Genomic DNA, 19,592 nt, shown 5'->3' with positions numbered 1-19,592 from the left:
GCAGGCGCCGGGTTTCAGCCAATCAGATAGGCGTGAGGCAACCTTCTTGCAGGTGCAATACGCGATCCATCTGGCGAGCCAGGTTCATGTCGTGAGTCACCACCAGGAACGCCGTGCGCATCGAGGTGCTGAGTTCCAGCATCAAATCCTGAATGCCTTGCGCGGTGTGCGAGTCGAGGTTGCCAGTCGGCTCATCGAGCATCACCAGACCCGGCTTGTTCACCAGGGCGCGGGCGATGGCCACACGCTGACGTTCACCACCGGACAGTTCCGCCGGTTTGTGCTCCAGGCGATGACCGAGGCCGACGCGTTCCAGCAACGCCGTGGCGCGCTGACGCGCTTCCGGGATCGGCGTCTTGCCGATCAGCAGCGGCATGCAGACGTTTTCCAGCGCAGTGAATTCCGGCAGCAAGTGGTGGAACTGGTAAACGAAACCGAGCGCACGATTACGCAGCAGGCCACGCTTCTTCTCGCTCAGCGCCGACAGTTCTTCACCATCGAGCCAGACGCTGCCCTTGGTCGGCGTATCGAGGCCGCCGAGCAGGTTGAGCAAGGTACTTTTGCCCGAACCCGAGGTGCCGACGATCGCGACGCGCTCGCCCGGGTGTAACTCCAGTTGCAGGCCGGCCAGTACTTCTACCGATTCCGGGCCTTCCTCGTAAGATTTGCCCAGGTTGCGGCAGCTCAGGATTGCTTGTTCACTCATGCCCGACTCACTCATAACGTAGCGCCTCCGCCGGCTGGGTGCGCGCGGCACGCCAGGCTGGATACAGGGTGGCGAGGAAACTCAGGACCAACGCAGCGGCGCAGACCATGACCACATCCTGGCTCTGCACCTGCGACGGAAGATAATCAATGAAATACACGTCAGCATTAAGGAATTTGTGGCCGATCAGGCCTTCCAGTGCCGAGATCGCCGCGCTGACATTAAGCGCCGCGAAAATGCCGACCACCGCGCCAATCGCCGTGCCGACCACACCGATCACCGTGCCTTGCACCATGAACGTGCGCATGATCGTGCCCGGCGTCGCGCCCAACGTACGCAGAATGGCGATGTCGCCCTTCTTGTCGTTGACCACCATCACCAGCGTGGAAATGATGTTGAACGCAGCGACGGCGACGATCAGCAACAACAGCAGGCCGATCATGGCTTTTTCCATACGGATCGCCTGATACAGATTGCCGTGGGTGCGGGTCCAGTCGCGGGCGTAGTAGTGGTCTTCGCCAAGCTGCTGGGCGATGTTCCATGCCACACGCGGTGCCTGGAACAGGTCGTCGAACTTCAGGCGAATGCCCTGCACCTGATCAGGCTTCCAGCGGTGCATCTTCGCCAGATCCTGCAGGTTGGTCACGCCCAGATAGCCATCAAGCTCGCCGGCGCCAACATGGAAAATGCCGACAACGGTGAAGCGCTTCATGCGCGGGAACATCCCGGCCGGGGTCACGCTGACCTCCGGCGCGACGAAGGTGACCTTGTCACCGATGCCGACGCCGAGCTTGGTCGCAGCCTTGTCGCCGATGACGATGCCGAAGCTGCCCGGCGTCAGATCGTCGAGCTTGCCCTGTTTCATGAAGTTGTCGATGATCGACACATTGCGCTCGAGCGCAGGGTCGATGGCATTGAGCAATACCTTGGACACCTGACCGTTATTGGTCAGCAGGCCCTGCATCTGGGTGAACGGCGCAACCGCCGTCACCTGCGGGTTCTGCTTGACCTGGGTGGCCAGGCTTTGCCAATCGTTGATCGGCTCAGTGGATTCAATGGTCGCGTGGGGCACCATGCCCAGCACACGGGTGCGCATCTCATGATCGAAGCCGTTCATCACCGACAACACGACGATCATCACGACCACGCCAAGGGCGAGCCCGATCATCGAAGTCAGGGAAATGAATGACACAAAATGATTGCGACGCTTTGCACGGGTATAACGCGTGCCGATAAATACGAAGAGAGGTCTGAACATGTCGGGGCTTGTTCGGAGGGAAAAGGAACGTCCTTGTGGCGGGGGTCGATAACCAGCTTTACACTCAGACCACCGCCGCTACCATGGGTTCGCCATGTCGACATTAGATGAAGAAGATCGCCGCGAATACTACCGTATCGAGGACACGATCGCACTGGAAATTCGGCCCCTGTCTGCTCCCGAAGCCGCAGGCCAGGAAGTGTTGCAGGATGCTTCCCCACTGTTCAACCTGCTCAGCGAACTGCACCTGAGTGAATTCGAGTCGCAACACCTGTTGCGGCAGATCAGCGAGCGCGACCGGGCCATTGCCGCGTTCCTGAAATCCCAGAACAAACGCATCGACCTGCTCAGCCAGGTGGTCGCCCTGACCGTACTCGGTCATATCGGCGAGCCGCAACCGGTGATCATCTCCGAGGGCGGAATCGACTTTCAGCACCCGACACCGATTGCCACCGGCGCTCACCTGTCAGTGAAACTGGTGCTAATGCCGCAAGCGCTCGGCCTGCTGCTGCGCGCTCGCGTCACCCATTGCGATCGCAAAGGCGAAGGCTACGACGTCGGCACCGAGTTCGAACACTTGACCGACGCCCAACGCCAATTGCTCGCCCGCTATATCTTGCAGAAGCAGGCCCAGGAACGACGTCTGGCCCGCGAACAGAACGAATCAGGCATTTAATTTAAGGAAGAACCGTGACCCTCATCTACGGCCACCGCGGCGCCAAGGGCGAAGCACCGGAAAACACCCTGAGCAGCTTTCAGGAATGTCTCAAGCACGGCGTGCGCCGTTGCGAACTGGATCTGCACCTGTCCAAGGACGGCGAGTTGATGGTCATCCACGACCCGACCCTCAAACGCACCACGGAGCGGCGCGGCAAGGTCGTCGAACACACCGCCGCCGAGCTGGTGACCTACGACGCGCGCAAGGGCGGCCCGGGCTGGATCAAGCCGTGCCCGATTCCGACGCTGGAAGAGTTGTTCGAGAAGTGTGATTTCGAGCATTGGCAACTGGAGGTCAAAAGCGCTTCACGTACTCGCGCCGCAACCACGGTGCTGGCGATTCGTGAAATGGCGCAACGGCATGGCCTGCTCGACAAGGTGACGATCACCTCGAGTTCGCGGGAAGTGCTGAAAGCGGCGCTGGATCTGGTGCCGGACGTGTCGCGCGGATTGGTGGCCGAATACGCTTGGCTCGACCCGTTGAAGGTCGCGGCCAGCTATGGCTGTGAGATTCTCGCGCTGAACTGGACACTGTGCACGCCGGAACGTCTGCAAAAGGCGCAGCGTCAGGGGCTGCATGTGTCGGTGTGGACCGTCAACGAGCCTGCGCTGATGCGCAGACTCGCCGACTTCGGCGTTGACAGCCTGATTACAGACTTTCCCGGTTTGGCCACTGCCACCCTCGAGAATTGCTGAAATCGGTCTCCCCGGCCGGCTCAGGCCACCGGCCGGAGCCCGTCAAAAAAGCCGGTTGAGGCCGTCGTACGCCGCTACCCGATAGGCTTCGGCCATGGTCGGGTAGTTGAACGTGGTGTTGACGAAGTACTTCAGGGTGTTCAGCTCGCCCGGCTGGCTCATGATCGCCTGGCCGATGTGAACGATCTCCGACGCCTGATAACCGAAGCAGTGAACGCCCAGCACTTCCAGGGTTTCACGGTGGAACAGGATCTTCAGCATGCCTTGCGGCTCGCCGGCGATCTGCGCACGCGCCATGCTCTTGAAGAACGCCTTGCCCACTTCATACGGCACTTTGGCCTGGGTCAGCTCCTGCTCGTTCTTGCCGATCGAGCTGATCTCCGGAATGGTGTAGATGCCAGTCGGCACGTCATTCACAAAGCGCCAGCTACCGTTATCAACGATGCTGCCAGCGGCCGAACGACCCTGGTCGTGGGCGGCACTGGCCAGGCTCGGCCAGCCGATCACGTCACCGGCACCGTAGATGTTCGGCACGCAGGTGCGGTAAGCCTCGTCGACTTCGATCTGGCCACGGCTGTTGACCTTGACGCCGATGTTTTCCAGACCGAGCTGATCGGTGTTGCCGGTACGACCGTTGCACCAGAGCAAGGCGTCGGCCTTGATCTTCTTGCCGGACTTCAGGTGCAGGATCACGCCGTTGTCGACGCCTTCAACGCGATCGTAATCTTCGTTGTGGCGCACGGTAATGTTGTTGTTGCTGAAGTGGTAGCTCAACGCCTGGGAGATTTCCGAGTCGAGGAAGCTCAGTAACTGACCACGGTTGTCGACCAGCTCGACCAGTACACCCAGACCACTGAAGATCGACGCGTATTCACAACCGATCACGCCGGCGCCGTAAACGATCAGTTTGCGCGGGGTGTGGCCGAGGCTGAGGATGGTGTCGCTATCGTAGATACGCGGATGGTGGAAATCGATGTCCGCCGGGCGATAAGGACGCGAACCGGTGGCGATGATGATGTGCTTGGCCACCAGTTTCTCGACCACACCGTTGGCGCAAACCACTTCGATGGTTTGCTCGTCGGCGAAGCTGCCGGTGCCGAAGAACACGTCGACGCGATTACGGGCGTAGTAGCCGGTACGCGAAGCGACTTGTTTGGAAATAACCTTTTCGGCGCTTTTCAACACGTCCGGGAAGGAGAACCAGCGCGGCTCGCCGATCGCCCGGAACATAGGATTAGTGTTGAACTGCATGATCTGCCGCACCGAGTGACGCAGTGCCTTGGACGGGATGGTGCCGAGGTGGGTGCAGTTGCCGCCGACCTGGCGACGGCTGTCGACCATCGCGACCTTGCGCCCTGCTTTGGCGGCGTTCATTGCCGCGCCTTCTCCCGCCGGGCCGGAACCCAGCACCACCACGTCGTAGTTGTAGACAGCCATGCGTACTCCTCAGAACAGGCCGCGGTGCCAGCAGCACCGGCGGCTAAATCACGCCGAACGGCGGCGCGAAGGAACAATTGGGGGTCAATCAAGAACCCGGATACAGTCTATAGAAGCGTCAACGCCGCGCACATTAACCCTTGGTCGCGTCGTAGGCTACTTTTGCCTGCACTACAACGCCAGCTTTCGTATTGTTCTCAGTCAGTTTTTGCGCCACTGAGGCGTTCGAAAGCCTTGTTGGTGCGAACGACAAAACCTGTATCGGCACGAATCACAAAGAATGCACCAATGTCATGTTTTTCCGCATAGTCCCACGCCCTTTCAGGGCCGAGAATCAGCAACAGCGTCGATAGGCCATCGGCCATCAACGCTGAAGGATGAATCACCGTGACTGACGCCAGATCGTGTAGGACCGGTGCACCGGTACGCGCATCGAAGGTGTGGGAATAACGCCGACCGCTCTGCAGGAAATAGTTGCGGTAGTCGCCGGAGGTGGAAACGCCGTAGCCGTCGACATTGATGATGCGCTCGGCGACCTGTTGATCGTCACGAGGTTCTTCCAGCGCGATGCGCCACGATGAGCCGTCAAGCTTTCGCCCCTTTGCCTTTAGCTCACCCGTGGCTTCAGCGAGGTAATCGTGGATGCCCATGGCATCGAGCCGTGCCGCGATGGTGTCGACGGCATAACCGGCGGCGATGCTGTTGAAATCGACTTCGACGGCGGCGTCCTTGCACAACTGCTCGCCATTGATGCGCAAGTGCTGATAACCGACGCGCGACATCACCTCGGCGAGTGCGGCGGCGCCAGGGACTTTCTCTTCGCGCCCCTGCGGGCCGAACCCCCAGAGATTCATCAGCGGTTCGACAGTCAGGTCGTAGGAGCCTTCGCTTTGCGCTGACAGTTGTTCGCCCGTGCGGACCAATTCGAGTACCGCTGCAGGCATTTTCTGACAGCTATTGGCGGGTAAAGCGTTGAAGCGCTCGATGTCCGAATCGTTGCGATAGGTGGATAGCTGCCGATCGACTTCGCCGAGGATCCCCTCCACTTCACCGCGAACTTGCTTCGGTTCGGGCAAGCCGGCGCGGCGCACATACTTGATTGAATACGTGCTGCCCATGGTCGCCCCACCAAGGCTTTCCATGGAATCGCCATTGCCGCAGCCAGCCAATAAGCCAGCCAGCATCACAAGCCCCAGCAACCGTCTAGTGAACAATTATTCATCTCTCCGTAAAACCGCGACGGCCATTATGAATTAAAGGATCTGCAACATCTTTATACAAAATCCAATAGCGAGTACCTGAACATGTCCTCCACCACGGGCAAAGGCAAAGCGATTTTTCGCGTTGTCAGCGGCAACTTCCTCGAAATGTTCGACTTCATGGTCTATGGCTTTTACGCCACAGCCATTGCCAAGACCTTCTTCCCCACCGACAGCGCCTTCGCTTCGCTGATGCTTTCACTGGCCACTTTTGGGGCCGGCTTCTTGATGCGTCCGCTCGGGGCGATTTTCCTCGGCGCCTACATTGACCGTCATGGCCGTCGCCAAGGGCTGATCATCACGCTGGCGTTGATGGCTGCCGGTACGGTGCTGATTGCCTGCGTGCCGGGCTACGCCACCCTCGGCGTCGCCGCACCGCTGCTCGTACTGTTCGGTCGGTTGCTGCAAGGCTTTTCCGCTGGCGTAGAACTGGGCGGCGTATCTGTCTATCTGGCAGAGATCGCCACACCAGGCCGCAAGGGTTTCTTCGTCAGTTGGCAGTCTGCGAGTCAGCAAGCGGCGGTGGTTTTCGCCGGCCTGCTCGGCGTCGGCCTCAACCACTGGCTGAGCCCGGAACAAATGGGTGACTGGGGCTGGCGCGTGCCGTTCCTGATCGGCTGCATGATTGTGCCGGTAATCTTCGTCATTCGCCGCTCGCTGGAGGAAACGCCAGAGTTCCAAGCCAGGAAACATCGCCCAACCCTGCGGGAAATTGTCCGCTCGATCGGTCAGAACTTCGGCATCGTCATCGCCGGCATGGCACTGGTGGTGATGACTACGGTGTCGTTCTACCTGATCACTGCGTACACCCCGACGTTCGGCAAGGCTGAGCTGCACCTGTCGGATTTCGACGCGTTGCTGGTGACGGTGTGCATCGGCCTGTCGAACTTCTTCTGGTTGCCGGTGATGGGCTCGGTGTCTGACAAGATCGGCCGTAAACCCTTACTGTTGGCGGCGACGATTCTGGCGATCCTGACCGCCTACCCGGCGCTGTCGTGGCTGGTGGCGAACCCGAGCTTCAGCCATTTGCTGATTGTCGAGTTGTGGCTGTCGTTCCTCTACGGTTCGTACAACGGCGCGATGGTGGTGGCGCTGACCGAGATCATGCCGGTTGAAGTGCGTACGACCGGCTTCTCACTGGCTTACAGCCTGGCAACCGCGACGTTCGGCGGGTTTACCCCGGCGGCGTGTACTTACCTGATTCATGTGCTGGACAACAAGGCTGCGCCGGGGATCTGGCTGAGTGGTGCGGCGGTGTTGGGATTGATTGCGACGCTGGTGTTGTTCCGGGGCAATAAGCATGAACTGCGTACCGCGCAAGCGGCCGTCCCTGGCGGCGCCTGACAGGACGCCATCGCTGGCAAGCCAGCTCCCACAGGGTTTCAGGTGTTAATGCAATTGTGTAATTAACCAGTAAACCTGTGGGAGCTGGCTTGCCAGCGATGAGGCTGGCCAAGGCAATAGAAGTTTTGCAGGCATAAAAAAACGCCCCGAACAAAGTCGGGGCGTTTTCATGTGCAGCTATCGCTTAGCGCGGGAACGCTGGCGGGTTTACACCAGCCATGTCTTCCATCACGCGAACCACCTGGCAGCTGTAGCCGAACTCGTTGTCGTACCACACGTACAGTACAACGCGGTTGTCCTGAACGATGGTCGCTTCAGCGTCGACCACACCGGCGTGGCGCGAGCCCACGAAGTCAGTCGAAACCACTTCCTGCGAGTTGACGAAGTCGATTTGCTTGTGCAGATCGGAGTGCAGCGCCATGTAGCGCAGGTACTCGTTCATCTCTTCACGGGTGGCAGCTTTCTCAAGGTTGAGGTTGAGAATGGCCATCGACACGTTTGGCGTCGGAACGCGGATCGCGTTACCGGTCAGCTTGCCGGCCAGCTCAGGCAGGGCCTTGGCAGCAGCGGTGGCAGCACCGGTCTCGGTGATGACCATGTTCAGCGCGGCGCTACGGCCACGGCGATCGCCCTTGTGGAAGTTGTCGATCAGGTTCTGGTCGTTGGTGTACGAGTGAACGGTTTCGACGTGACCGTTGATGATGCCGAACTTGTCATTCACAGCTTTCAGCACCGGCACGATGGCGTTGGTGGTGCAGGAAGCGGCGGACACGATCTTGTCGTCAGCGGTGATTTCGTTGTGGTTGATGCCGTGAACGATGTTCTTCAGCTTGCCTTTGCCAGGCGCGGTGAGAACAACGCGGGCGACACCCGGGCATTGCAGGTGCTGGCCCAGACCATCGGCGTCACGCCATACACCGGTGTTGTCCACCAGCAGCGCATCTTTGATGCCGTACTGGGTGTAATCCACCTCGGTCGGGTTCTTCGCGTAGATCACCTGGATCAGGTTACCGTTGGCGGTGATGGTGTTGTTTTCTTCGTCGATGGTAATGGTGCCGTTGAACGAACCATGGACCGAATCGCGACGCAGCAGGCTGGCGCGCTTGGTCAGGTCGTTGTCGGCGCCTTTGCGCACGACGATGGCACGCAGACGCAGACCGTCGCCACCACCGGTTTTTTCGATCAGGATGCGCGCCAGCAGACGGCCGATACGACCGAAGCCGTACAGCACAACGTCAGTGCCTTTACGTGCGGAAGCGTTTTGCTGGCCAACCACGTCAGCCATTTCTTCACGAACGAATTGCTCGGCGCTGCGGCCATTGCCTTCGTTACGGAATTTGAACGCCAACTTGCCCAGGTCTACCGAAGCCGCGCCGAGCTTGAGCTCGCTCATGGCTTTGAGCAGTGGGAATGTTTCGTGGACGGAGAGTTCGCTGTCGTCGGAAGAACGGTGGCGCGCAAAGCGGTGAGCTTTGAGAATCGCGATGACAGACTGGTTGATCAGGCTGCGGCCATAGATCGAGCTCACCACGTTGTTATTGCGGTAGAGCTGACCGATAAGCGGAATCATCGCTTCTGCGAGTGCTTCACGGTCGATCCATTCACCAAGACACTGGTCGGGCTTCTGAGTCACGGTAACCTTCCACATGTAGGGGCAGAAAAAAGGGGCTACATTATGCCGCCGACAACCTCTTGTGGCAATGTGCGCTTGTCGCGAAATCGGTAACAAAATTCCGTTCAAAAAAATTACGCCTCTCTCAAGCCCAGTAAAACCGGGGCTTTCAGCGCAGTCAATTTTTCGACGACTGTTAGACGATGTCTGTAACCCTCCGTAACACCAGCCACTTTCGGCACTACATAACCACAAAAAAACGGCTGGTTTTTATGGTTACCACTACATTTCGTCCAAACAGCGAAGATAGACGTAGTCTGCAACTGACAGGCGGCACCGGACGCCGCTACAATTACCGACTTTGTCGCAAAGCCTGGAGCTCAACCTTCCGTGCCCGTTCTGCGTCTACCGCTACTCCCTGCCGAGGCAGGTAAACAGCATTGGGGCAATCTGCCCGGTGCTGCCCTCAGCCTGGCGATTGCCGAGGCTGCCAGCGCTGCCAAGCGCTTCACCCTGCTACTGACCGCCGACAGCCAGAGTGCTGAACGACTGGAACAGGAGCTGAGTTTCTTCGCCCCGGATTTGCCCGTTCTGCATTTCCCTGACTGGGAAACCCTGCCGTACGACCTGTTCTCGCCCCACCAGGACATCATTTCCCAGCGCATCGCCAGCTTATATAGGCTGCCGGAACTGGCGCATGGCGTGCTGGTGGTGCCGATCACCACAGCGTTGCACCGTTTGGCGCCGACCAAATTCCTGCTCGGCAGCAGCCTGGTGCTGGATGTCGGGCAGAAGCTCGATGTTGAACAGATGCGTTCGCGACTCGAAGCCAGTGGCTATCGCTACGTCGATACGGTTTATGAGCACGGCGAGTTCACCGTGCGCGGTGCGTTGATCGACCTGTTTCCGATGGGCAGCAAGTTGCCGTATCGCATCGACCTGTTCGATGACGAAATCGAAACCCTGCGCACCTTCGACCCGGAAAACCAGCGCTCCATCGACAAGGTCGAATCGGTCAAGCTGCTGCCGGCCCGTGAGTTCCCGCTACAGAAAGACGCGGTCACCCGTTTCAAGGCACGCTTTCGCGAGCGTTTCGACGTCGACTTCCGTCGCTGCCCGATCTTTCAGGATCTGAGCAGCGGCATCACTCCGGCCGGTATCGAGTACTACCTGCCGCTGTTCTTCGACGAAACCTCGACCCTGTTCGATTACCTGCCGCAAGACACCCAGGTGTTCTCTCTGCCGGGCATCGAGCAAGCGGCGGAAAACTTCTGGAACGACGTGCGCAATCGTTATGAAGAGCGTCGCGTCGACCCTTCGCGTCCTTTATTGCCGCCGGCAGAGTTGTTCCTGCCGGTGGAAGACTGTTTCGCCCGTTTGAAGAGCTGGCCACGTGTGGTCGCCAGTCAACAAGACGTGGAAACCGGCGTCGGCCGCGAGCGCTTCCCCGCGCAAGCCCTGCCGAATCTGGCAATCGAGGCCAAAGCCACGCAACCGCTGGCGGCACTGTCGGCATTTCTCGATGAATTCCCCGGACGCGTGCTGTTCACCGCCGAATCCGCCGGCCGTCGTGAAGTCCTGCTGGAGTTGCTTGAACGCCTGAAGCTGCGACCGAAAACCGTCGACAGCTGGCCGGACTTCGTCGCGAGCAAGGATCGTCTGGCGATCACCATTGCCCCGCTCGATGAAGGCCTGATGCTCGATGACCCGGCGCTGGCCCTGGTCGCGGAAAGTCCGCTGTTCGGCCAACGCGTGATGCAACGCCGCCGCCGCGAGAAGCGTGCCGACGGCAATAACGATGCGGTGATCAAAAACCTCACCGAGCTGCGCGAAGGCGCGCCGGTGGTGCACATTGATCATGGTGTCGGTCGCTATCTGGGTCTGACGATTCTCGAAATCGACAATCAGGCCGCCGAATTCCTCACCCTCGAATACGCCGAGAACGCCAAGCTTTACGTGCCCGTAGCCAACCTGCATTTGATCGCGCGTTACACCGGCAGCGACGATGCGCTGGCCCCGCTGCACCGCCTCGGCTCGGAAACCTGGCAGAAGGCCAAGCGTAAAGCCGCCGAACAGGTGCGCGATGTTGCCGCTGAACTGCTCGACATCTATGCCCGGCGTGCCGCTCGCGAAGGTTATGCATTCGCCGACCCGAAAGCCGATTACGCGACGTTCAGCGCCGGTTTCCCGTTCGAAGAAACCCCGGACCAGCAATCGACCATTGAAGCCGTGCGCGAAGACATGCTCGCGCCGAAACCAATGGATCGCCTGGTCTGCGGCGACGTCGGTTTCGGCAAGACCGAAGTGGCCATGCGTGCGGCATTCATCGCCGTGCACGGCGGTCGCCAGGTGGCGATTCTGGTGCCGACCACCCTGCTCGCCCAGCAGCACTACAACAGCTTCCGCGACCGCTTCGCCGACTGGCCAGTGACCGTCGAAGTGATGAGCCGCTTCAAGTCGGCCAAGGAAGTGAACGCGGCTATCGCTGATCTGGCCGAAGGCAAAATCGACATCGTCATTGGTACGCACAAGCTGCTGTCCGACGATGTGAAAATCAAAAACCTCGGGCTGGTGATCATCGACGAAGAACACCGTTTCGGTGTGCGTCAGAAAGAACAGCTCAAGGCCCTGCGCAGCGAAGTCGACATTCTTACCCTGACCGCCACGCCGATTCCGCGCACACTGAACATGGCGGTGTCGGGCATGCGCGACTTGTCGATCATCGCCACGCCGCCAGCGCGACGCCTGTCGGTGCGCACTTTCGTCATGGAGCAGAACAAGAGCACGGTCAAAGAGGCCCTGCTCCGTGAACTGCTGCGCGGCGGCCAGGTTTACTACCTGCACAACGATGTGAAAACCATCGAGAAGTGCGCCGCCGATCTCGCCGAACTGGTGCCGGAAGCCCGCATCGGCATCGGTCACGGACAGATGCGCGAGCGCGAACTCGAACAGGTGATGAGCGACTTCTATCACAAGCGCTTCAACGTGCTGATCGCCTCGACCATCATCGAGACCGGCATCGACGTGCCGAGCGCCAATACCATCATCATCGAGCGCGCCGACAAGTTCGGCCTGGCACAACTGCACCAGTTGCGTGGTCGTGTCGGCCGCAGTCACCACCAGGCTTACGCCTACCTGCTGACGCCGCCGCGCCAGCAAATCACTTCGGACGCGGAAAAGCGTCTGGAAGCGATTGCCAATACTCAGGATCTCGGCGCCGGTTTCGTGCTCGCGACCAACGACTTGGAAATCCGTGGTGCCGGCGAACTGCTCGGCGATGGCCAGAGCGGGCAGATTCAGGCCGTGGGCTTCACGCTGTACATGGAGATGCTGGAACGCGCGGTGAAATCGATCCGCAAGGGCGAGCAACCGAACCTTGATCAACCGCTGGGCGGTGGCCCGGAAGTCAACTTGCGGGTGCCGGCGCTGATTCCGGAAGACTACCTGCCGGACGTTCACGCGCGTCTGATTCTGTACAAGCGCATCGCTTCGGCCACCGACGAGGAAGGCCTGAAAGATCTGCAAGTCGAGATGATCGACCGCTTCGGCCTGCTACCGGAACCGACGAAGAATCTGGTGCGCATCACAGCGCTGAAGTTGCAGGCCGAGCAATTGGGCATCAAGAAGGTCGATGGTGGCCCGCAAGGTGGGCGTATTGAGTTCGCCGCGCAAACCCCGGTCGACCCGATGACGCTGATAAAGCTGATCCAGAGCCAGCCAAAACGCTATAAATTCGAAGGCGCGACGATGTTCAAATTCCAGGTACCGATGGAACGTCCGGAAGAGCGCTTTAATACTGTAGAGGCGCTGTTTGAGCGCCTCCTCCCGAAATCTGTTTGAAGGACGCCCAATGCGCCTGTTCCGCTCAGTGACTTTGCTACTTGCTTTGGTAGCCCCTTCGGCTTTCGCCGATGACCTGTATCAGGTCGAAATGATTCTGGTGCGCCAGAACGCCGTGCCGGCAATCGTCAGCCGCGCCGCGCCGGAAGACTGGGCCGCTGGCGCCCAGCGTTTGAGCGACGAAAGCAAACGCACACCGGCGTTGAATGACGTCGTCAGCAAACTCACCGCCAGCGGCGACTACAGCGTGCTGATGCACAAGGCCTGGCAGCAAACCCTTGGCGAAGCACCGGCAAAAGTGGCGGTCAGCGACGGTCAGGAGCAGTTCGGTCAATTCCCGATCGAGGGCACGCTGGAAATGAAACTGGGGCGTTTCACCGATGTGAACGCCGATTTCTGGGTCAATCAGATCGACGCCAATGGCCTGGTCACCGCCAGCGAGCGCCTGAAACAGGACAGTCACACCAAGAACGGCCAACTCAACTACCTGGACAACGGTCATCTGGCCTTGCTGATCAAGATCACTTCCCTGACCGCGCCAGCGCCACGGGAAGCGCCTGAAGCGATTCCGGACTGATCGAAGTCCTTATGTCCCCGCCCCTGAGTAAACCGTTGGCACCCTCCTGGGTCAGCCGATTCAAGGAACAGAGCCTGGAGCGTGGCCGCCGCTATGCCCTGGAAAACCGGGTACGCATCGCCCAGGTCGGCGATGCGACCATCACCGCCAGTTGCGAAGGCTCTGGCGGTAACGTTTACCGCCAGACCATCCAGCTGCGCGAATCCGCCAAAAGCACCTTGCTGCTGGTCGATGCAAGCTGCACCTGCCCGGTTCGCAGCAACTGCAAACACTGCGCAGCGGTGCTCCTGAAAGTGCAGGAAACCCTCGATTACCCTGCCGCCGCCAAAGACGCCGAACTCTTGGAAAAGCTGCAAGCCGTGCTGGAAAACCGCAGCCCGAAGGCGCCACCGCAAGTGCTGGTCGACAATGTGCAGCCAATGCCGCGCCTATGGCTGGCCAGCGTCGAGTTCAGCGCCTTCGAACCGCGCAACGGCAAGATGCAGCGCTACATTCAGCATCGCGCGGCGTTGTCGTTCAGCTATCTGGATGAATACGTCAGCGGACAAAAGAACAGCGACATCCTGATTCGCCAGGAAAGCCAGACGCTGCGCGTCAAACGCCATCCGGATGTCGAGCAGTCGTACCGCGAACAGTTGCGCATCCTCGGCTTTCGCATCGCCACCCGCCAGAGCAAAGCCCTGCCGGAGAGCGCTGGCGAGCTGTACGAAATGGTCAATGACAGCGCTTGGCTGACGTTCACCCTCAACGACCTGCCGAAACTGCGCAGCCAAGGCTGGGAACTGCAGATCGACGAGGAATTCGGTTTTGACCTGACCGCCGTTGATGACTGGTACGCCACCGTCGAGCAGGTGCCGGAACGCGATTGGTTTGATCTGGAACTGGGGATCATCGTCAATGGTGAGCGCCTGAGTCTGTTGCCTATCTTGCTCAATCTGATGCGCTCGCACGCGGAAATCCTCAACCCGGAACGCCTGGCGCGCCGCCGCGATGACGAGCTGATTCTGGTGAATATTCCGCAGCGCAACAGCGAGCACGGGCCGTTGCAGGTGGCCTTACCGCTGGGTCGGCTGAAGCCGGTACTGATGACGCTCGGGGAGTTTTACTTACAAGAGCCGGGCGAAACCACCCTGCGCCTGAGCAAGGCCGATGCCACGCGTCTCAATTCGCTGGAAGGCCTTCCGCTGCTGTGGGAGGGCGGCGAACAGATCCGCACGTTTGCCCAACGTCTGCGTGATATTCGTGATTTCAGCACAGAAGCACCGGAAGGTTTGAATGCGACGTTGCGCCCTTATCAGCTCGAAGGCTTGAGCTGGATGCAGTCGCTACGGCAACTGGAAGTCGGCGGGATTCTTGCGGATGACATGGGGCTGGGTAAAACCCTACAGACCCTGGCGCATATTCTCAGCGAGAAAATCGCCGGACGCCTCGATCGTCCGTGCATGGTCGTGATGCCGACCAGCCTGATTCCGAACTGGCTCGATGAGGCGGCGCACTTTACGCCGCAACTGAAAGTGGTTGCCCTGTATGGCGCCACTCGCAAAAAGCATTTCGATAACCTGGCCGACTTCGACCTGATCCTCACCACCTACGCCCTGCTGCCAAAAGACGTCGAACGTCTGGCCAAGCAGCCGCTGCATGTGTTGGTGCTGGATGAAGCGCAGTACATCAAGAATCCGAACAGCAAAGCCGCTCAAGCCGCGCGCGAACTGAATGCGCGTCAGCGCTTGTGCCTCAGCGGCACGCCGCTGGAAAACCACCTGGGCGAGCTGTGGTCGCTGTTTCACTTCTTGCTGCCGGGCTGGCTCGGCGACGTAAAAAGCTTCAACGCCGATTACCGCGTGCCGATTGAAAAGCGCGGCAGTGAAGTCAGGCTTCAGCACCTCAACGGTCGGATAAAACCGTTCCTGCTGCGCCGCACCAAGGAACAAGTGGCGACTGAGTTGCCGCCGAAAACCGAGATCATCCATTGGGTCGATCTCAACGAAGCGCAGCGCGATGTATATGAAACCATGCGCCTGGCGATGGACAAGAAGGTCCGCGACGAGATCACCCGCAAAGGCGTGGCGCGCAGCCAGATCATCATTCTTGAGGCGCTGCTCAAGTTGCGTCAGGTTTGCTGCGATCTGCGCCTGGTCAATGACGCCACCCTGCCCGCTCGCGGCAGTACCTCGGGCAAGCTCGACAGCCTGATGGAAATGCTCGAGGAGCTGTTCGAGGAGGGCCGGCGGATTCTGCTGTTTTCGCAGTTCACCTCGATGCTGTCCTTGATCGAAGACGAGCTGAAAAAACGTAATGTCGCTTACGCGCTGCTGACCGGCCAGACCCGGGATCGGCGCACGCCGGTGAAGGAATTCCAGAGTGGCAAGCGTCAGATTTTTCTGATCAGCCTGAAGGCCGGCGGCGTCGGTTTAAACCTGACCGAGGCCGACACGGTGATTCATTACGACCCGTGGTGGAACCCGGCCACCGAGAATCAGGCGACGGATCGTGCCTATCGGATCGGTCAGGAGAAACCGGTGTTCGTCTACAAGATGATTGCCCGGGGCACGGTGGAAGAGAAGATTCAGCACCTGCAAAAGGAAAAATCCGACTTGGCAGCGGGCGTGCTGGATGGGCGCAAGGCCGGGGACTGGAAGTTGCAGAGTGATGATATTGAGGCGTTGTTTGCGCCGTTGCCGGATAAGCTCGACAAGCGTTGAGATCTGCGTCGCCTGTTAGATAGCCATCGCTGGCAAGCCAGCTCCCACAGGTACCGAGTTGGAACACAGTTTTGTGTACGACTCCCAACCCTGTGGGAGCTGGCTTGCCAGCGATGGGGCCATCAGATATTGCTCTATTACTTAGGGCTCAGCCCTTGGCAACAGGCAACGGTGCAAACAGCGCCTCGATGTCGCCCTGCTCCAGTTTCCAGCCACCTGTCGTCCCACCCTCAAGCACCGCTCCGGCCAACGCCGCTTTCTCCTGCTGCAGCGCCTGTATTTTTTCCTCTACCGTGCCACGAGCAATCAGCTTGTAAACGAACACCGGGTTGTTTTGCCCGATTCGATACGCACGATCGGTGGCCTGATTCTCCACCGCCGGGTTCCACCAAGGGTCGAAGTGAATCACCGTGTCCGCAGCGGTCAGGTTCAAACCGGTACCACCCGCTTTGAGACTGATGAGAAACAGCGGCACCTTGCCGCCCTGAAAATCCTTCACCGGTGTGCGTCGATCCGTGGTGTCCCCGGTCAGCAGCGAATAGGCAATGTCACGTTGCTGCAATTCTTCCTCGATCAAGGCGAGCATCGAGGTGAACTGCGAAAACAGCAGGATTCTTCGACCTTCGCCGAGCAACTCTTCGAGCATCTCCATCAAGCTGACCAACTTGCCACTGCCGGAGCGCAGCGCCTTCGCTGTCAGCGGCATGTTGATCAGGCGCAGGTCGCAACAGACCTGCCGCAGCTTGAGCAAGGCATCCAGAATGATGATCTGACTGCGCGCCACGCCACTGCGGGCAATTTCGTCGCGCACTTTTTTATCCATCGCCACGCGAACGGTTTCATAGACATCGCGCTGGCCGTCGCTGAGATCCACCCAATGGATGATTTCGGTTTTCGGCGGCAGTTCGGTGGCCACCTGATCCTTTTTGCGGCGCAGTAAAAACGGCTTGATGCGCGCTGTCAGGTGCTGCATACGCTGAACATTGCCGTGCTTTTCGATTGGCGTGCGGTAATCGCGATTGAAGGACTTGCTGTCGCCGAGCCAACCGGGCATGAGGAAATGAAACTGCGACCAAAGCTCGCCCAAGTGGTTTTCCAATGGCGTGCCGCTCAGGCACAAGCGCTGGCGGGCCTGCAAATCGCGTGCGGCCTGCGCGGCTTTGCTGAGCGGGTTCTTGATGTTCTGCGCTTCGTCGAGAATCAGCACGCTCCACAACTGCGGCTGTAGAACCTCGAGATCCCTCGGCAGCAAAGCGTAAGTGGTCAGTACCAGATCGTATCCAGCCAGATCAGCGAAATCCTTTTGCCGCCCCGAGCCGTGCAGCGCCAATACTTTCAACTGTGGGGTGAAACGCTCGGCCTCGTCGAGCCAATTGGGAATCAGGCTGGTCGGCATCACCGCCAGTGCCGGGCAATCGAGGCGTCCGGCGTGTTTTTCCGTGAGCAGATGCGCCAAGGTTTGCAGCGTTTTGCCCAGCCCCATGTCATCGCCCAGAATGCCGCCTACTTCAAGCTCGCGCAGGGTTTGCATCCAGTTCAGACCTTCGAGCTGATACGGGCGCAGTTGCGCGTTAAGGCCGGCCGGCGCAGCAACGTGGGTGTGACTGGCATCCTGCAGGCGCTTGGCAAAGGTGCGCAGCCGCTCGCCACCCTGCCAATCCAGCGGTACGCCATCAAGCATACTCAAGCGCGCGGCGTCCGGGACACTCAAGCGCAGTGCATCGCCCTGATGACCGCCCAGGTACAACTCGCCCAGCGTGGCCATCAGCGGTTTGATCCGACTCAGCGGCAGCGCGACCTTGGCGCCCGATGGGTCGCCAAAACCGCTGGGCTTCAGTTCGATCAGGAGTTTTTCGTCATCGCTGCGTTGTGCAAGATTGACCGGGTCAAGCAAGCGCGGCTGGGTGCGCAACAAGTGCAGAAGGATCGGTAGCAAACTGTAGCGCTGGCCATTGACGACGATACCCAACTGCAAATCAAACCACTGATGCCCAGCCTCTTCTTCGACCTCGGCGTACCAATGCTCGACTGGCTGCACATTGAAATGAAAGCCGGGACTCATCTCGACTTCCCAGTTCGAGGCGCGCAACGTGGCAAGCCCTTCGTGCATAAACCCGAGCCAGGCGGAATCATCCGGCAACGTGAACATCTCGCCGGGACGATCCAGCGAACTCTTACGGGTGGCTTTCTTGAAGCCGAACTTTTGCAGGATCTGACGCAGTTTCTTTTCCACCGCAGGCTGGCGTTGAATGCGCTGGGTTTCGGTACCGTTGAGGATCATTACTTCCGGGTTGCGATCCACCGTCGGCTGGCCGTTGTAGGTAAACACCAGGGCGGCGCGGTGCTCAAGAACGTATTCCCAGCGCGAGCGCTCCCGACCGCTGACGAGGGTGAGTTGCGGCTGCGGTAGTACGTCGTCGATGATTCGTTCGGTCAGTTGGTGTGGCGGCGGGATTCTCGTTGCCGCACTCATGCGATGACTGAACTGCATGGCCTGACGCGCCGGAATGTCCGGCGCCAGAGTCAAATGACTGGCCAGTTTTTCATCCAGTTCATTGAACAGAGGGCCAATCTGCCGCTGTTCACGATCCAGGTAATAAAGCGGCTCCAGCGCCAGCACGGTTTCCTGCGCAGCCTCGGCACTGCTCCACTGCGCGCGGAACCCGCCGTCGGCCTGCTCGGCCCAGGCGAACTGGCCGATGCGTTTCGCGCCAGACATCAACGGTTGCAGATCCTCGAAATCGAGGAACAGCCGCGAGGTGCGCAGGAGCATTTCCAGCAGTTCGGCGCCGCTGCTGCCTTCCAGCGGATAGCCGCTGTAATAGGCGTGATGGGAGTGCATGGCAACCAGCAGCCTGGCGACGCGCAGATCCAGCTCGGACAGGTAGCCGGGCTGACGCATGAGCATTTCCGCCAGCGAATACATCGGTTTGACTTCGCGCAACTCGCCGCTCTTGAGCTGGGAGACCTTGAAAATATCGAGCAGCCACTTGCCGCTCACTGACGTCGGCTTGAGCTTGTAAAACAGGCGCGTGCCTGCAGTTTGCGCGCCTTCTTCGATGGGCTTGGCCGGCACGGGAATGGTCGAAAGCCAATGTTCCAGCGCCCGCCCCAACTGGGTCTGTGCGTTACTTTCGGACGCTTCATGATCACTGCCCTGCAGGTGATAGAGCACCGCAGCGCAGTGTTTGCAGTCGATTGAGACAGGACAGGTGCACAGGCAACGCAAGTTGACGGAACCCAGCCGATCTTCGGACAGGTAAATGGTTTGTTCATACGCCTGATCTTCCGAACCGACGCAGAACGCCTCGATCTTTCTGTCATCGATCTCGATGATCTCTACCCGATCATCGGCGGCATAAGCCCGAGCCTTGGCCAGCGCGTTGCTAGTGAATGCCCGGGCCCAGGCCAACGACTTAAGCTGTTCGATGATAATGCTCATGG

Annotated in this window: 12 protein-coding genes; 6 read left to right on the top strand and 6 right to left on the bottom strand. The window is 59.5% G+C overall.

The window, feature by feature from the left end:
- Positions 1-22: 22 nt before the first annotated feature.
- Both lolD and CKW14_RS00215 read right to left on the bottom strand, forming a co-directional pair.
- Positions 23-721, bottom strand: a complete 699-nt coding sequence (lolD, locus tag CKW14_RS00220; protein ID WP_007910506.1) for a lipoprotein-releasing ABC transporter ATP-binding protein LolD — start codon at positions 719-721, stop codon at positions 23-25.
- Entirely contained in the window at positions 714-1,964 is a 1,251-nt protein-coding gene (locus CKW14_RS00215) for a lipoprotein-releasing ABC transporter permease subunit (protein WP_034156426.1), read from the bottom strand. The genes lolD and CKW14_RS00215 overlap by 8 nt, the downstream gene beginning before the upstream one ends.
- A gap of 94 nt (positions 1,965-2,058) precedes the next feature.
- Here CKW14_RS00215 and CKW14_RS00210 point away from each other — a divergent pair, with 94 nt between their 5' ends.
- Both CKW14_RS00210 and CKW14_RS00205 read left to right on the top strand, forming a co-directional pair.
- Positions 2,059-2,640 carry a PilZ domain-containing protein gene (locus CKW14_RS00210; RefSeq protein ID WP_034156427.1) on the top strand — a complete coding sequence of 194 codons (582 nt, stop codon included), beginning with the start codon at positions 2,059-2,061 and terminating at the stop codon, positions 2,638-2,640.
- 14 nt (positions 2,641-2,654) lie between these two features.
- Positions 2,655-3,377, top strand: a complete 723-nt coding sequence (locus tag CKW14_RS00205; RefSeq protein WP_007910500.1) for a glycerophosphodiester phosphodiesterase — start codon at positions 2,655-2,657, stop codon at positions 3,375-3,377.
- Between the two features lie 42 nt (positions 3,378-3,419).
- Here CKW14_RS00205 and sthA read toward each other — a convergent pair whose 3' ends face one another.
- Entirely contained in the window at positions 3,420-4,814 is a 1,395-nt protein-coding gene (sthA, locus tag CKW14_RS00200) for a Si-specific NAD(P)(+) transhydrogenase (RefSeq protein ID WP_064117858.1), read from the bottom strand.
- Between the two features lie 197 nt (positions 4,815-5,011).
- A complete protein-coding gene (locus CKW14_RS00195; protein ID WP_176471231.1) occupies positions 5,012-5,998 on the bottom strand; it encodes an FAD:protein FMN transferase in 987 nt (328 codons plus the stop codon).
- A 120-nt stretch (positions 5,999-6,118) separates the two neighbouring features.
- Here CKW14_RS00195 and CKW14_RS00190 point away from each other — a divergent pair, with 120 nt between their 5' ends.
- Positions 6,119-7,417, top strand: coding sequence for an MFS transporter (locus CKW14_RS00190; RefSeq protein ID WP_095050472.1), 1,299 nt, complete (start codon positions 6,119-6,121; stop codon positions 7,415-7,417).
- A gap of 184 nt (positions 7,418-7,601) precedes the next feature.
- Here the strand turns inward: CKW14_RS00190 and CKW14_RS00185 are convergent, their stop codons facing one another.
- A complete protein-coding gene (locus CKW14_RS00185) occupies positions 7,602-9,065 on the bottom strand; it encodes a glyceraldehyde-3-phosphate dehydrogenase (RefSeq protein ID WP_093433692.1) in 1,464 nt (487 codons plus the stop codon).
- Between the two features lie 354 nt (positions 9,066-9,419).
- On the opposite strand from CKW14_RS00185, the gene mfd reads away from it, so the two are divergent.
- Genes mfd through CKW14_RS00170 form a run of 3 tightly spaced genes read left to right on the top strand, consistent with a single transcriptional unit; the run spans position 9,420 to position 16,148 of the window.
- Positions 9,420-12,869 (top strand): transcription-repair coupling factor, encoded by a 3,450-nt coding sequence (gene mfd, locus CKW14_RS00180; RefSeq protein WP_095124324.1) that lies wholly within the window; start codon positions 9,420-9,422, stop codon positions 12,867-12,869.
- Positions 12,870-12,879: 10 nt separating this feature from the next.
- Positions 12,880-13,446: a CsiV family protein gene (locus tag CKW14_RS00175; protein WP_095124323.1), complete on the top strand. Its 567-nt coding sequence runs from the start codon at positions 12,880-12,882 to the stop codon at positions 13,444-13,446.
- Positions 13,447-13,457: 11 nt separating this feature from the next.
- Entirely contained in the window at positions 13,458-16,148 is a 2,691-nt protein-coding gene (locus CKW14_RS00170) for a DEAD/DEAH box helicase (RefSeq protein ID WP_095124322.1), read from the top strand.
- Positions 16,149-16,296: 148 nt separating this feature from the next.
- Here the strand turns inward: CKW14_RS00170 and CKW14_RS00165 are convergent, their stop codons facing one another.
- Positions 16,297-19,590 (bottom strand): DEAD/DEAH box helicase, encoded by a 3,294-nt coding sequence (locus CKW14_RS00165; protein ID WP_095124321.1) that lies wholly within the window; start codon positions 19,588-19,590, stop codon positions 16,297-16,299.
- Between the last annotated feature and the right edge of the window lie 2 nt (positions 19,591-19,592).

Source organism: Pseudomonas sp. Irchel s3a12, from assembly GCF_900187485.1.
Taxonomy (GTDB): domain Bacteria; phylum Pseudomonadota; class Gammaproteobacteria; order Pseudomonadales; family Pseudomonadaceae; genus Aquipseudomonas; species Aquipseudomonas neuropathica.
Note: the sequence above shows the minus strand (reverse complement) of the source record. Positions and strands in the feature narration are given on the sequence as shown.

What these genes read in the sequence shown, in the direction of transcription:
- lolD (WP_007910506.1), bottom strand. Translation starts at nt 721, where the DNA reads ATGAGTGAGTCGGGCATGAGTGAACAAGCAATCCTGAGCTGCCGCAAC.
- CKW14_RS00215 (WP_034156426.1), bottom strand. Translation starts at nt 1,964, where the DNA reads ATGTTCAGACCTCTCTTCGTATTTATCGGCACGCGTTATACCCGTGCA.
- CKW14_RS00210 (WP_034156427.1), top strand. Translation starts at nt 2,059, where the DNA reads ATGTCGACATTAGATGAAGAAGATCGCCGCGAATACTACCGTATCGAG.
- sthA (WP_064117858.1), bottom strand. Translation starts at nt 4,814, where the DNA reads ATGGCTGTCTACAACTACGACGTGGTGGTGCTGGGTTCCGGCCCGGCG.
- CKW14_RS00195 (WP_176471231.1), bottom strand. Translation starts at nt 5,998, where the DNA reads ATGCTGGCTGGCTTATTGGCTGGCTGCGGCAATGGCGATTCCATGGAA.
- CKW14_RS00190 (WP_095050472.1), top strand. Translation starts at nt 6,119, where the DNA reads ATGTCCTCCACCACGGGCAAAGGCAAAGCGATTTTTCGCGTTGTCAGC.
- CKW14_RS00185 (WP_093433692.1), bottom strand. Translation starts at nt 9,065, where the DNA reads ATGTGGAAGGTTACCGTGACTCAGAAGCCCGACCAGTGTCTTGGTGAA.
- CKW14_RS00175 (WP_095124323.1), top strand. Translation starts at nt 12,880, where the DNA reads ATGCGCCTGTTCCGCTCAGTGACTTTGCTACTTGCTTTGGTAGCCCCT.
- CKW14_RS00170 (WP_095124322.1), top strand. Translation starts at nt 13,458, where the DNA reads ATGTCCCCGCCCCTGAGTAAACCGTTGGCACCCTCCTGGGTCAGCCGA.
- CKW14_RS00165 (WP_095124321.1), bottom strand. Translation starts at nt 19,590, where the DNA reads ATGAGCATTATCATCGAACAGCTTAAGTCGTTGGCCTGGGCCCGGGCA.